Origin of the sequence: Mesorhizobium sp. C399B (assembly GCF_030323185.1) — a bacterium.
Classification (GTDB): Bacteria; Pseudomonadota; Alphaproteobacteria; order Rhizobiales; family Rhizobiaceae; genus Mesorhizobium.
Window position 1 is genome coordinate 1,256,035 of record NZ_CP100472.1, and the last position, 13,024, is coordinate 1,269,058.

Sequence of the window (13,024 nt, forward strand, 5' to 3'; positions counted from 1 at the left end):
GAGCCCCTTGGCGCACAGCGGCATGGGAGAATCTGGGAGGATACTATGACGAGGATTACACTCGGCGGTGCCGTCCTGCGCGGCACTGTCGCCACTGCTTTGATGGCGTCGCTCATGTCGGGATCGGCGCTGGGTTCGCCGCCAGTCGATTTGAGCAAGTGGTCGCCGGAATATGTGCGCTCCATCGCCGGCACACAGGATTTCGACACGGCCGCCGATTGCGGCAAGGTCACTCCGCTCGACTACAAGGGGCGACTGACGTTCTGGTATCAGGGCGTGTTCGAGGGCGACCCCGACCTGCTGCGTCAGTACTACAAGGATTTCTTCGAGACCTTCCGCAAGACCTATCCGAACATCCAGCTCGAGGATCAGGCCCTCACCTACAACGACCTTCTCGACAAGTTCCGCACGGCGCTGCTGGGCAATGCCGCGCCGATGGCGGTCCGCCTGCAAATCCTGGGTGGAACCGAGTTCGCCTCGAAGGGTTATCTGCAGCCGCTCAAGCCGGAAGATGTGGGCTATCCCACGGAGGATTTCTGGCCCGGCGCCATGAAGGCGGTAACCTGGGATGGCGTGACCTACGGCATTCCCACCAACAATGAGACGATGGCGTTCATCTGGAACGCCGACATCTTCAAGCGTGCGGGCCTCGATCCGGACAAGGCTCCGGCGACCTGGGACGACGTCGTCAAATATTCCAAGCAGATCCATGACAAGCTCGGCATAGCCGGCTACGGCCTCGTGGCGCGCAAGAACGCCGGCAACACGCCGTACCGCTTCATGCCGCAACTATGGGCCTATGGCGGCGGTGTCTTCGACGAAGCCTCCGCGAACCCGACCTATAAGGAGGTCGAGCTCAATAGCCCGCAGAGCAAGGCGGCGTTGCAAGCCTCCTACGACATGTATGTTCGCGACAAGTCGGTTCCGGTCTCGGCCCTCACCAACCAGCAGGCCGATAACCAGCCCCTGTTCGTCGCCGGCCAACTCGGCATGATGGTCTCGCACCCGTCCGACTATAACGTCATGCTCGACCTGCAGAAGAAGGCAACGGGCGCCGACAAGGAGAAGGCGCAGACCGTCATCGACAACATGCGCTATGGCCTGATTCCGACCGGCCCCGACGGCAAGCGCGCCGTCGTGTTTGGCGGCTCGAACATTCACATCCTGAAGCCCGAATATGTCGAGGGCGGCAAGGTGGACGAGCCGGCTGCAAAGGCCATCATCTGCATGTGGACGAGCCCTGAATGGTCGCTGAAGATGGCGTATGCCGGCTCGAACCCGGGCAACCTCAACGGCTTCAAGACCAAATGGATGAAGGAACGTCTGGACAACATCAAGTTCCTCGATGTCACCACCTCGATGTTGCCATACGGCATTCCGTTCCCGGCGCTGCCGCAGTCGCCCGAGATCATGAATATCATCGTCCCGGACATGCTGCAGAACGCCCTGACCGGAGCGATGACCGTCGACCAGGCTGCCGACGATGCGGCCGAGAAGGTGAAAAACCTGATGGACGGACTCTAGTCCGGGCCTGACCTGCGATCCGACCGGCTGTGCCGACAGTGCGTGCAGCCGGTTTGCTCCTAACAACAAGGGCACGCCATCGTGACGATCGTGACCGGCAAGGCCGAGGCTCGCCGAAGATTGCAACCCGGTAGCTCCGGCGTGCTGCGGAATATCTGGGAGCATCGCGCCGACTACGCTTACGTGCTTCCAGCGATCGCCGTGATGCTCATCGTCATCGCCTATCCGATCTACTACACGGTCGAGCTGTCGTTCTTTAAGACGCCGCCTGGCCTGCAGCTCCGCGACAAGACCTTTATCGGATTGGACAACTACACGGCCATCGTCACCAGTCAGGTGTTCTGGAAAGTCACCTTGAACACCCTGATCTGGACGATCGCATCTACCTTCGTTGCCTTTGCCTTGGGATTTGCCGCCGCGCTGGCCCTCCACCGCGAGTTTATCGGCCGGGGTGTCCTGCGCGCTATCCTGATCATTCCCTGGGTCATCAGCGCGGTTGCCGCCTCCTATATCTGGAAGTGGATCTACCATTCGGACTTCGGCATCATCGGCGCGGTGCTGGTCGGCCTCGGATTGGCTGACCGGCCGCCGAACTTCATCGACAACGTCAGCACGGTGCTGCCCTCCTTGATCGTCGTCAATATCTGGCGCGAGTTTCCGTTTGCCATGATCATGATGATGGCCGGTTTGCAGACGGTCCCCGACCAGTTGTTGCGCGCCGCGGAAGTCGACGGGGCCAATGCATGGCAGCGTTTCTGGCACGTCACCTTCCCGCATCTGCGCAACGTCTCGACGGTGACGATCCTGCTGCTCGCAGTGGCCAATTTCAATTCCTTCATCATCCCGTGGATCATGACCGGTGGCGGGCCGTCGAACGCTTCGCACATCTGGATCACCCACATTTATGAGCTCGCCTTCGGCCGGCAGCGATGGGGCGTCGCATCGGCCTATTCGGTACTCCTGTTCCTCATGCTGATGGTGCTGGGCTACTTCTACGTCCGTGCGCTGGCCGGCAACGAGCGCAAAGAGGGGAGCGCATGAGCACGATCGTCGAGACAGTCCCTCGACGTCCGGCCCGGCGCCGCATGCGCATCGACGGATGGCGTTGGGCCGGGCGCATCTTCCTCGTGTTCATGCTGCTTTACACCGCGTTGCCGATGATCTGGATGCTGATCACCTCGATCAAGTCCGGCTTCGCGGCGATGCAGTTCCCACCGCAATGGTGGCCGGAAGAGCCTACCCTGGCCAGCTACCAAAAGCTGCTCGATCCGCAAAACAGCGTCGGCCAGGACTTCCTGCGTTTTTTCTGGAACAGCCTCTACGTGTCGACCGTCACCACAATCCTTTCGGTGATCGTGGCCGTTCCTGCGGCCTACGCCTTTTCGCGCTTTCGTTTCCCCGGTCGAAACTTCCTGTTCTTCACCGTGCTTTTGCGCAACATGTTCCCGGCGGTGATCTTTCTCGTGCCGCTCTTCATCCTGATGCGCGCGATCGGGCTGGTGAACACGCATGGCTCGCTCATTCTCACCTATCTCACCTTCGGCCTGCCGCTGGCGATCTGGCTGCTCAAGGGCTTTTACGACAACATTCCGGTGCAGCTCGAGCAGGCGGCGCGGATCGATGGGGCGACCCGGTTCCAGGCCTTCATCCTGATCGTGATGCCTCTCTCGACGCCCGGAATCATCGCCACAGCTATCTATTCCTTCATTGGCGCCTGGAACGAGTACATCTATGCCTACACCTTCCTTTCCAAGAACGAGCAGTTGACCCTGCCGGTCGGCATACAACGTTTCTTCTCGGAGAATACGACGGACTTTCCGGGCCTGATGGCGGCCAGCTTCATGATGAGCGTGCCCGTCGTGGTGCTGTTCCTCCTCCTGCAACGATACTTCGTACGCGCCCTTACAGAAGGCGCGGTCAAACACTAGAGCCGGATGATTTCAGGTCTGTTCGACCTGAAATCATCCGGCTCTAAATCAAAGAGATAGAGCATGATGTCGTCCGAAAACCGCTTCACACTTTTCGGCATCATGCCGTAGGGAGTTGCCGATGGCCCACGTGGTCCTGAGAGATCTCGTCAAGACCTATGGCGGCTTCAAAGCTGTCAACGACGTTTCGCTGACGGTCAATGACGGCGAGTTCGTTGCGCTCGTCGGCCCTTCGGGCTGCGGCAAGACAACCACGCTCAATCTTGTCGCGGGATTGATCCCGGTCACATCGGGTGACATCGTCATCGGCGACCGCGTGGTCAACGACCTCGACCCCAAGGACCGGGACATCGCGATGGTGTTCCAGAACTACGCGCTCTACCCGCAGAAATCGGTCTACAAGAACCTGGCGTTCCCGCTGCAGATGCGCAAGCTGCCCAGGGACGAGATCGACAGGAAGGTCAAGGAAGCGGCGCGCGTGCTCGACATGACGCACCTGCTCGAGCGCAAGCCGCGCGAACTTTCAGGCGGGCAGCAGCAACGTGTCGCCTTGGGGCGCGCCCTCGTCCGCGACCCTGCCGTTTTCCTCATGGACGAGCCGCTCTCCAACCTCGACGCCAAACTGCGCGTCCAGATGCGCTCGGAGATCAAGCGCTTCCACCAGGACCTCAAGGCGACCATCATCTATGTCACGCACGACCAGCTCGAAGCCGTGACCATGGCCGACAAGATGGCGGTGATGAACGGCGGCTACCTGTTGCAATACGATTCTCCGGCGCAGGTCTTTGCCCATCCGGTGAACATGTTCGTCGCCAGCTTCATCGGCAGCCCGGCGATGAGCCTTGTTCCACTGGAGGCATCGACAGCAAACGGCAACACTGCGTTGACCGGCGCGGAGGGCTGGAGCCTTGAGCTCTCGCCCCTCAACGCCCGGAAGGTTGCGGGGGCAACGTCGAGGAAAGTCGTGCTCGGCGCACGTCACTCGACCATCAGGCTCCACAAGAGCGCGGCGCCAGGCAGCGTCCCGGCCAAGGCCTATACAGTGGAGCCGACCGGAGACGTCACCTTCGTGCAGGCGTTGCTGTCAGGCGCCATCGTCAACATCAGCGTGTCCCCCAACATCTCCGTCGCACCTGACGAGCAGATCTGGCTCGAGTTCGACCAGGAGCGGCTGCATCTGTTCGATGGCGAAACTGAACTGGCCCTCAAGGCCGGCTGAGACAAGACGGGGTTCATTGGGAACGTTGGGGATGACTGAAAAGCTTAAGATCACCGCGATCAAACCCTATCCTGTATGGGTTGGAACGCGTAATCAGATGCTCGTCAAGATCGAGACCGACCAAGGCGTCTTCGGCTGGGGCGAGAGCGGCTTGAGCGGGCGCGAAAAGGCCGTTGCCGGCGCGGTCGAGCATTATCGCGAGTTTCTCATCGGCCGCGACCCGATGCAGATCGGGCGGATCTGGCAGGAGGCATATCGCAGCCAGTACTTCGAAGGCGGGCGCGTTCTGCAGGCGGCGATTTCCGCCATCGACGTCGCCCTGCACGACATCAAGGGCAAGGCGCTGGGGGTGCCTGTCTACGAACTGCTGGGCGGCAAGCAGCGCGACCGCATCCCCACCTTCGCCTCGACCGGAGACGAGACCGAGGGCGACGTCGCCATCGAACGAGCCCGGGAGCTGCGCGCACGGGGGTGGCAGGCGATCCGCTTCTTCCCCGTAGGGCAAAGCAGCAGGGACATCTTCGAACCCCGAGAGTCGATCGGCGCTACCGCGAGCATGCTGAACAAGGCGCGCGAGGCGCTGGGCGACGACGTCGTCCTCGGCATCGACTATCATCATCGGCTGTCGGTGGCAGAGGCGGCGAGCTTCTGCAACAAGCTCGGCCGCGGCGTGCTTGATTTTCTCGAGGAGCCGATCCGCGACGAGACACCTGAAGCCTACGAATCCCTGCGCAGGATGACCGACATTCCCTTTGCCATCGGCGAGGAATTTGCCAGCAAGTGGCAGTTCCTGCCCTACATCGAGCGCGGCATCCATCAGTTCAACCGTCTCGATGTCTGCAATGTCGGCGGGCTCACCGAGGCGATGAAAGTCGCCGGCTGGAGCGAGGCGCACTATGTCGACCTGATGCCGCACAATCCGCTTGGTCCGGTGTGCACGGCCGCGACCCTGCATCTCGCCGCCGCCGTACCCAACTTCGCGTGGCTCGAGACCAGGGAACCCGAGACGAAGCTGGGCTTCGACAATTCCGACTTCTTCCCCGTGCAGCCACGGCTCGACGGTCCCGACTATCCGGTCAGCGACCTGCCGGGCCTCGGCGTCGAGGTCAACGAAGCGGCGGTCCAGGCGGAGGCTTTCCGTTTCTGGGAAGCGCCTCACCTCAGGCGCCGGGACGGGTCTGTTACGAACTGGTAGTTCCATCTCAACCGGAGTCCACGATGACGCATATCCCTGACATCACGCGACCGCCCAAAGACCTCATTGACGCCCTGAGGGAAATCGGCGCCGCGACGGTCGCCGGCACGCTTGGCCATATGGGTTTCCGCAATCCTCACATGGTCGGTCCGGTGGCGCAGAACCATGGGAAGTCGATCGTCGGGCCGGCGCTGACGCTGCAGTTCCTGCCGCAGCGGCCGGACCTCTTCAGCGAGGGAGAATACGCCGACCCGGAAACGCAACTGCACCGGCACGTGCTCTATCACGCGCAGGAAGGCGATGTGGTCGTCGTCGACGCGCGCGGTGACATGAGCTCGGGCGTCTTCGGCGATATGATGTCGACCTATTTCAAGGGCAGAGGCGGCGCGGGCATCGTCATCGACGGCTGCATGCGCGACCGGCCGAATGTGGAAAAGCTCGATCTGCCGCTATGGCTGCGCGGCTGGACGCCCAACTACCATGTGCAAACCAGCATCTATCCGAACGCAGTCAACGTTCCGATCGCCTGCGGCGGTGTCACGGTGATCCCCGGCGACATCATAGTGGCGGACGACGACGGGGCGGTTGTGCTTCCCGTCGCAATGGCCGCAAAGGTGATCGAAGAATCCCAGAAGCATCACGATTGGGAAGAGTTCTCGCGAGAGAAGCTGATGCAGGGCGCACCGCTGCAGCGCTACTATCCGCTGCATGACGATGCCCGCGGCGAATATGAGGAGTGGCGCAAGGCCAACCGCCCGGCGGATTGAGATGCAACCACGCGGCACCCAATCACAGCGCCTTGGTGCTACATAAACCAGGCGCCCAGCGCGTGGGCATGATAACGCGCAGGCTATCCCCCCGAATGCTGCCGGCGAAGTTCCTGTTCAAGCTGAGCGCTTTCGGCTGGCGAGGCGGCAGACCCGACACGAGAGTCGAAGGACAACACTCGCGTCGCGTCGGTGTCGACCTCACACCGGAAGCTCACATGGTACCATCCGATCGTTGCGCGAAAGGCCGCATCCGGATCTATAACAATATTGCCCGACTTCAGCGGTCTCATTGGTAGCCACTCGGGAGAAAACTCGGCGCCCTTCAGCTCCTCGGCCAACACGTTGGCGCAAAGTGTGGCAACGCGCTCACCGCGAGACATGCCGTCGGTCGCGGTGGTGCCGAATGCATTGCCGGTAGCGCCGTGCGAGAAGAGCTCGCGGACGCCCGGAAGGCCCGAGTAAGCCCCGGCTGAGGCCACCTCCGTGGAGCTAGGCTTCCTGGCGCCTCCGCCTCCAGGCTTCGAGACCTTTGCAGGGCTGCGCTTCGGCGCGTTTTCGGGCCTGGCCTTCGGCGCCTGGGCCGATGCAGGAAGCTCGATCTCACCATCATCGCCGGGGGCAGCCAACGGCGTCGCGGCTGCCTGCTTGTCAGCATCTTGCGGCTCTTGTTTGTCTGCTCCCTGCTTGCTCGCGTCCTCGGTTGCCTGCTTCTCCTGGGTCGGCTCGGAGGCTGCGGTTGCCGGCTTCTCCTCGGTCTTGGTCGTACCCGCCGGCTCCCCGGAGTCTGGCGACGCGGCGGGTTTGCTCTCGACGTCCTTCGGCTCACCTGGCGGCTTCGTATCCTTGTCCTTGACCGGTGTCGGCGAATTATCCTGCGCGCTGGCTCCATCCAGGGATTTCCTGGGGCCGGTATCCTTGTCGCCGAACTGGAATACAGGTTTCAGCACCTCGAGCGCCGGCGGCTTTTCCGCTACAGGCTTTTCTACTTTCGGTTCCGGTTGCTTTTGCGCTTCAGGTGGTTCGGGCGGCGGCACGAGCGCGACGTTCACCGGTTGCTCCTCCTGCGGCTGCTCGGGAGGAATGGGCAGGCCGTAGACCAGGAACGCAGTGATAAGCGCGTGCAGGACCAGCGATGCGGGCAAGGCCCACAGCAAAGTCCGCCGCCGCTCGGATGTCTCGGTCTTCATCCCTTTCGATGTGGAGCGAAACTGCGGCCGCATCAAGCATGGCCACTGCATTGGCACAATTCAGCCGCAGCTCAGCAGTGAGGAGACGACGCCTGATTGCTTCTCGCCGCCGGCTCCATTCTCTGCATGCCCGCCTCCAATCTCAGCGACGCAGGCTGGCGTCGCGGGCACGCTCGCGGATCTCTTCGCGAGAAAGGCCCGCATCCGCCAATATGCTGTCCGGAAGCCGCCTCAAGCTCGCAAGCGTCTGGCGATAGGCAAGCCAGCGGGCGAAACGGTGTCGAAGTTCATGCAACATGATCGTCTCCTTGAGAGCGAAATACCTCACGCTCTTGAGTTGGTCGAAAACGCAAAGCAATCGCGCAAAGCGTATGCACGATCAAAGGATTGGACTGACTTCCTGGCCAACCGAGGTGCCTGTCATTGTCCCACCAGGGCAGGAATTTCCAGCGCCTCCAACGGCTGCATACTTGCGCATGATGTCCGCTTCGCGCTACAGCCACGGTCGCAAGGAGTTTTTCATTTCTGCAAAATGGATATTGGCTGGGACGATCTGCGGTTGTTTCTCGACGTTGCGCGGCTGGGTGGCCTGAGCGCGGCGACGGCAACCACGCGCCTCAGCGCAGCCACACTCGGACGACGCGTCACCGCGCTCGAAAAGCAGATCGGCGAAGCGCTGTTCGTACGTCAGCAGACCGGCTACCGACTAACCCCGGTCGGTGAAGAACTGCTGCGGCGCGCCGAAGACGTCGAAGCAGCAATGCAGTCGCTAACCCGCTGGCGCGAGGGAAACCTGCCCGACCGCATTGTCCGCGTCTCGGCCGGGCCATGGACCTCGGCCTTCGTTTCGGCCCATATCGGCGAAATCTGGACCGTCGATGACGGCATCAGGGTGGAACTCGTCACCACCACCGACCGGGTCGACATCGGTCGCCGCGCCGCCGATATCGGCATCCGCAGCGAGCGCCCGACCGAACAGTGGCTGGCCGGCCGTCAGAGCGGCAAGGTCGCGTATGCCATCTATTCCGGACGCCACCTGATCAACGGCATCGCCGCCGGGTTGTTCGTCGGCGTCACCGGCGAAGGGGCAAACATTGCCTCGGCGCGCTGGCTGCAAGCCCATCACGGCGACCGCATCGCCGTGCGCGGCAACAACACCCATTCAGTGCGCGAATTGGTGGCCGCAGGCGCCGGCCTTTCGATCTTTCCGTGCTTCGTCGGTGACAGCGATCCGCGGCTGGTTCGCGTCGCTCAGCCTATCCCCGAACTCGAAACCGACCAGTGGATCGTCACCCATCATGAGGAACGCCACTCCCCGCCAGTACGAAAGATTGCCGACCGGATTGCCGCTCTGATGCGGGCCCATCAGCCGTTGTTTCGCGGCAAGATGCCGATCCGCTAAGCGTCAGGCGTCGATCGGCCGCCAGATTCTCAAGGTTCTCGCGCTTGAGGCGGGCGCGTGAAGCTTGAAGGGGTTGGATCCCGGATTGTGGATTTTCGCTGGCCAGAAGCCGAGCGAATTCCGGAACATTGGACTAGACCCATTCAAAAGGTCGGCTCATTCAGGCGTATATGATACAAGTCCCACATCTTGTCTTGCCGCAAAGTTCACCCTCTGATTCCCTGTGCCAAGGCGATAGAACCTGATTCTTGCACCTGGCGTGTTCAAGCGGCGCGTTCCGGGACCTTTTGTCGATCAATTCCAAGGAGACAAGACGATGAGCACCGCGGCAAGGCCCGTCATCTCGGAAATGCGGCCGAAGATAACCGTCATTGGTGTGGGCGGTGGCGGCGGCAACGCGGTCAACAACATGATTGCCGAAAATCTGCAGGGTGCGGAGTTCATCGTCGCCAATACCGATGCCCAGGCACTGACCATGTCGAAAGCATCGCGGCTGATCCAGCTGGGCGCCCATGTCACGGAAGGCTTGGGCGCCGGGTCCCTGCCCGCGGTCGGCCGCGCGGCAGCCGAGGAATCGATCGACGAGATCAGGGACCACCTTGCGGGAACCCATATGTGCTTCGTGACCGCCGGCATGGGAGGCGGAACTGGAACCGGTGCCGCGCCCGTCATAGCGAACGCTGCACGGGCAGCCGGCATCCTGACCGTGGCCGTCGTCACCAAGCCGTTCACCTTCGAAGGGAAGCGCCGCATGCAAGCCGCCGAAGAGGGCATCGAGCAGCTTCGCGAATGCGCCGATACCGTGATCGTTATTCCGAACCAGAACCTCTTCAGGATCGCCGACGCAAAGACGACTTTCGCGGACGCCTTCGCCATGGCTGATCGCGTCCTTTATTCCGGCGTCGGCTGCATAACCGATCTCATCGTCAAGGAGGGGCTGATCAATCTCGACTTCGCTGACGTGAAGTCGGTGATGCGCGACATGGGCCGCGCAATGATGGGTACCGGGGAAGCCACGGGCGAGGACCGCGCCAGGAAGGCCGCCGAAGCGGCGATAGCCAACCCGCTTCTCGACGAAGCCTCGATGATCGGCGCCAAGGGCGTCCTGGTCTCGATCTCGGGCGGCATGGACATGACGCTGTTCGAAGTCGATGAGGCCGCCACCCGCATCCGCGAGGAGGTCGACGCCGACGCCGACATCATCGTCGGCGCCATATTCGACCGGGCACTCGCCGGAAAATTCAGGGTCTCAGTCGTCGCGACAGGATTGCGGCAGGGCCTGGAGATACCGCAGTAGGCAGGATCCGGGCTGCTGATTTATGACTCTGGTGGACGTGGTCATGGGCTTCGCCACCGAAAAGTCGGCCCGCAAGCCGCACCATTGAACTTGCCGGTGAATTCGCGTTGCCGGCCTAGAGACCGAATTTGTTTCGAGGCAGCTGCCACGAATGCGCGAACTCGCGTCAGCGCCGCCGCGGAACCGCTCCAACTGCAACCGCGCCGCGAATGCGCTTCGACCACGATCCCCAACAGGAGGCCATACAGATTGACCACGGCAGACATTTCGCCTGCGATATGGCCAGCATCTGCTGACCACATGATCGGCCCTTTCTGATCGGTGATGCGGGCTCGCTGGATATGGCACAATAAACCGGCATGGGTCAGGCGTCGGGAGCATCCAGTGGCGGCCAGCCTCGCAAGCACTATATCGAAGAAAAACTCAGGTCGACCCGACAGGAGCATACTCCATGGCTGACACGCCGATACCCGATGCTTCGTTTCTCGCGGCCCTGACGACAGAGCATTTCGTGCAGCAGACAGCGATCAGCACGTCCATAAGTGAAATGGCGTCGCGAACGACCATCTACATTATGTCTCTGTCGAGCGCTCTGGTGGCAACGGGCTTTGTTACGCAGTCCTCCGAGTTCTTCCTGCCGTTTGTCGCGGTTGTGCTGCCATCGGTCTTTTTACTGGGTGCCTTTACCGTCTTGAGGTTGGTCGACATCGCCGCTGAGAACATGCAGGCCCATATCGGCATTGCCCGGATCAGAGCCTACTATCGAACTTTGGGCGACGAGGCTGCCTTCCAGTTTTCCAAGGAATTCGGTCGCTGGCCCGAAAATGACGCCGAACCTTCTCTTCGTACTGGGCCTCTCCTGGCGTACCTGACCACTGCAGCGACTATGATCGCATTCATAAATGCCATCGTCGCTGCGGCCGGCGTTACTCTGCTTGCGTTTCGTGTCGGTGCAGAACTATTGCTCGCGCTGTGTCTTGGTGCCGGAACAGCAATCGGCTTGATGACGATTTTCTATTTATACCAGCGCCTTCGGACGAAAGGCATGGTCCGCATTGCCAAACCCTATGGTTCTGAAAAGAGCGTGCTTTGAGCGGGTAACGAATGTGGTGTTTGTCTGAACGCCACCGGCATGGCAATTCCGGTCTCATTGACGACCAATGCTCCACGCTCCTCGCAGGCTGTTCGCAATGGCGAGCCCTTTCGGGATCGAGATATTTGCGCAAACTTTTTTGCCCGGCATGCGTTGTTCGTTCTCCGAGCACAGGAGAAAGCCATGCAGACTAAGTCGCAGACTTCAGCTGAAGCCGCCAAGCAACGCCATATCCAGCGTGGTATCGACGCCAAAGACGAGACGAAGAGCAATGGCAAAATGCAACAAGCGATGCAAGCCGGCGCCCGCAAATATCCCGAGCCGCCTTTTCCCGAGCAGCATCAACCCAAACCGGGGCATGAATGGGCGATCGAGCCCGCTCCGCTCTACGATGCGCCTTACTACCTCGGATCGAAAAAACTCGACGACAAGGTAGCGCTTATCACGGGTGGTGATTCCGGCATCGGCCGTTCGGTGGCAGTCTTGTTCGCCCGCGAGGGCGCCGACATTGCGATCGTATACTTGAGTGAAGACAGGGACGCCGAAGCGACCAAAAACGCCGTCGAAAAGGAAGGCCGGCGTTGCATACTGATAAAAGCCGATGTCAGTGAACGCGAGCATTGCCGCAACGCCGTGGCGCTGACGGTCGAAAAATTCGGCAGGATCGACGTGCTGGTCAACAACGCCGCTTTCCAAATCCATTCCAGTGACTTCAACGACCTGACCGAGGAACATTTCGACACGACGCTGAAGACCAATCTTTACGGCTATTTTCATATGGCGCAGGAGAGCGTGCCGCACATGGAGCCGGGCTCCGCGATCATCAATACCGGTTCGGTGACCGGCATCGACGGTTCCAAGCAACTGGTTGACTATTCGATGACCAAGGGCGGCATTCATGCCTTCACGCGAGCGCTTTCGGGCAATCTGGTCGGCAAGGGCATCCGGGTAAACGCGGTCGCGCCAGGTCCGGTGTGGACGCCGCTCAACCCTTCGGACAAGGAAGCCGACGACGTCTCGAAATTCGGCGCGGATACGCCGATGAAACGGCCAGCGCAACCGGAAGAACTTGCCCCGGCTTACGTGTTCCTCGCCTCGTCGCATTGCTCGAGTTACATCACGGGAGAGATCCTGCCGGTGGTCGGTGGCTACTGAGGTCGCGGAACGTATTTCATTGCGTTGGCTACCGAGTAGACGGCGCGCTGGCACGCGACGACGTCGTCTCCAGGGAGACGCTTGCCGCGCTCGATCGCTTCAAGAAAAGCGTGATCGGTGCCGTGCGCCGCCGCTTCACGGCACCCGCCACGGCCCGTGTTGGTCGAAATCCTCGCCCGCGTTTCAGTTTTCTGAATTTCCACTTGGAACTCTCCCGCCGGCATCCCGTTCAAACATCATTGAGCCGGGAGAAC

At 61.2% G+C, this 13,024-nt stretch carries 13 protein-coding genes; 10 read left to right on the forward strand and 3 right to left on the reverse strand.

What is annotated here, in order from left to right; translation table 11 throughout:
- The first annotated feature begins 45 nt into the window (after positions 1 to 45).
- From NLY36_RS06010 to NLY36_RS06035, 6 genes are all read left to right on the forward strand, one after another.
- The gene (locus tag NLY36_RS06010) at positions 46 to 1,524 is read left to right on the forward strand and encodes an ABC transporter substrate-binding protein (RefSeq protein ID WP_023712166.1); all 1,479 of its coding nucleotides are present in this window, start codon (positions 46 to 48) and stop codon (positions 1,522 to 1,524) included.
- A gap of 81 nt (positions 1,525 to 1,605) precedes the next feature.
- Positions 1,606 to 2,565: a carbohydrate ABC transporter permease gene (locus tag NLY36_RS06015; protein ID WP_023714611.1), complete on the forward strand. Its 960-nt coding sequence runs from the start codon at positions 1,606 to 1,608 to the stop codon at positions 2,563 to 2,565.
- Positions 2,562 to 3,452, forward strand: a complete 891-nt coding sequence (locus NLY36_RS06020) for a carbohydrate ABC transporter permease (RefSeq protein ID WP_023714612.1) — start codon at positions 2,562 to 2,564, stop codon at positions 3,450 to 3,452. Before NLY36_RS06015 ends, NLY36_RS06020 begins: the two co-directional genes overlap by 4 nt.
- A 121-nt stretch (positions 3,453 to 3,573) precedes the next feature.
- Positions 3,574 to 4,671 (forward strand): ABC transporter ATP-binding protein, encoded by a 1,098-nt coding sequence (locus NLY36_RS06025; RefSeq protein WP_023702109.1) that lies wholly within the window; start codon positions 3,574 to 3,576, stop codon positions 4,669 to 4,671.
- Positions 4,672 to 4,702: 31 nt separating this feature from the next.
- Positions 4,703 to 5,866, forward strand: coding sequence for a mandelate racemase/muconate lactonizing enzyme family protein (locus NLY36_RS06030; protein ID WP_023696298.1), 1,164 nt, complete (start codon positions 4,703 to 4,705; stop codon positions 5,864 to 5,866).
- Positions 5,867 to 5,889: 23 nt separating this feature from the next.
- Positions 5,890 to 6,633: a ribonuclease activity regulator RraA gene (locus NLY36_RS06035; protein WP_023712169.1), complete on the forward strand. Its 744-nt coding sequence runs from the start codon at positions 5,890 to 5,892 to the stop codon at positions 6,631 to 6,633.
- Positions 6,634 to 6,716: 83 nt separating this feature from the next.
- On the opposite strand, the gene NLY36_RS06040 is transcribed toward NLY36_RS06035, so the two are convergent.
- The gene (locus NLY36_RS06040; RefSeq protein WP_023712170.1) at positions 6,717 to 7,823 is read right to left on the reverse strand and encodes a DUF930 domain-containing protein; all 1,107 of its coding nucleotides are present in this window, start codon (positions 7,821 to 7,823) and stop codon (positions 6,717 to 6,719) included.
- Between the two features lie 142 nt (positions 7,824 to 7,965).
- Positions 7,966 to 8,121, reverse strand: a complete 156-nt coding sequence (locus NLY36_RS06045; RefSeq protein WP_023712171.1) for a YjiS-like domain-containing protein — start codon at positions 8,119 to 8,121, stop codon at positions 7,966 to 7,968.
- 234 nt (positions 8,122 to 8,355) lie between these two features.
- Here NLY36_RS06045 and NLY36_RS06050 point away from each other — a divergent pair, with 234 nt between their 5' ends.
- The 4 genes from NLY36_RS06050 (at position 8,356) to NLY36_RS06065 (ending at position 12,770) form a co-directional block, all read left to right on the forward strand.
- A complete protein-coding gene (locus NLY36_RS06050) occupies positions 8,356 to 9,225 on the forward strand; it encodes a LysR family transcriptional regulator (RefSeq protein ID WP_023712172.1) in 870 nt (289 codons plus the stop codon).
- A 316-nt stretch (positions 9,226 to 9,541) separates the two neighbouring features.
- Entirely contained in the window at positions 9,542 to 10,522 is a 981-nt protein-coding gene (ftsZ, locus tag NLY36_RS06055; protein WP_023702103.1) for a cell division protein FtsZ, read from the forward strand.
- A gap of 451 nt (positions 10,523 to 10,973) precedes the next feature.
- Complete coding sequence (locus NLY36_RS06060; RefSeq protein ID WP_023687857.1) at positions 10,974 to 11,615, forward strand: hypothetical protein; 642 nt, start codon at positions 10,974 to 10,976, stop codon at positions 11,613 to 11,615.
- Between the two features lie 183 nt (positions 11,616 to 11,798).
- Positions 11,799 to 12,770 carry an SDR family oxidoreductase gene (locus NLY36_RS06065; protein ID WP_023736044.1) on the forward strand — a complete coding sequence of 324 codons (972 nt, stop codon included), beginning with the start codon at positions 11,799 to 11,801 and terminating at the stop codon, positions 12,768 to 12,770.
- Here NLY36_RS06065 and NLY36_RS06070 read toward each other — a convergent pair.
- Positions 12,764 to 12,973: a hypothetical protein gene (locus tag NLY36_RS06070; RefSeq protein ID WP_156933213.1), complete on the reverse strand. Its 210-nt coding sequence runs from the start codon at positions 12,971 to 12,973 to the stop codon at positions 12,764 to 12,766. The genes NLY36_RS06065 and NLY36_RS06070 overlap by 7 nt on opposite strands.
- Between the last annotated feature and the right edge of the window lie 51 nt (positions 12,974 to 13,024).

Excerpts from the sequence above, each read along its gene's own strand:
- NLY36_RS06010 (WP_023712166.1), top strand. The coding sequence starts at position 46 with ATGACGAGGATTACACTCGGCGGTGCCGTCCTGCGCGGCACTGTCGCC.
- NLY36_RS06020 (WP_023714612.1), top strand. The coding sequence starts at position 2,562 with ATGAGCACGATCGTCGAGACAGTCCCTCGACGTCCGGCCCGGCGCCGC.
- NLY36_RS06025 (WP_023702109.1), top strand. The coding sequence starts at position 3,574 with ATGGCCCACGTGGTCCTGAGAGATCTCGTCAAGACCTATGGCGGCTTC.
- NLY36_RS06030 (WP_023696298.1), top strand. The coding sequence starts at position 4,703 with ATGACTGAAAAGCTTAAGATCACCGCGATCAAACCCTATCCTGTATGG.
- NLY36_RS06035 (WP_023712169.1), top strand. The coding sequence starts at position 5,890 with ATGACGCATATCCCTGACATCACGCGACCGCCCAAAGACCTCATTGAC.
- NLY36_RS06040 (WP_023712170.1), bottom strand. The coding sequence starts at position 7,823 with ATGAAGACCGAGACATCCGAGCGGCGGCGGACTTTGCTGTGGGCCTTG.
- NLY36_RS06045 (WP_023712171.1), bottom strand. The coding sequence starts at position 8,121 with ATGTTGCATGAACTTCGACACCGTTTCGCCCGCTGGCTTGCCTATCGC.
- NLY36_RS06050 (WP_023712172.1), top strand. The coding sequence starts at position 8,356 with ATGGATATTGGCTGGGACGATCTGCGGTTGTTTCTCGACGTTGCGCGG.
- ftsZ (WP_023702103.1), top strand. The coding sequence starts at position 9,542 with ATGAGCACCGCGGCAAGGCCCGTCATCTCGGAAATGCGGCCGAAGATA.
- NLY36_RS06060 (WP_023687857.1), top strand. The coding sequence starts at position 10,974 with ATGGCTGACACGCCGATACCCGATGCTTCGTTTCTCGCGGCCCTGACG.
- NLY36_RS06065 (WP_023736044.1), top strand. The coding sequence starts at position 11,799 with ATGCAGACTAAGTCGCAGACTTCAGCTGAAGCCGCCAAGCAACGCCAT.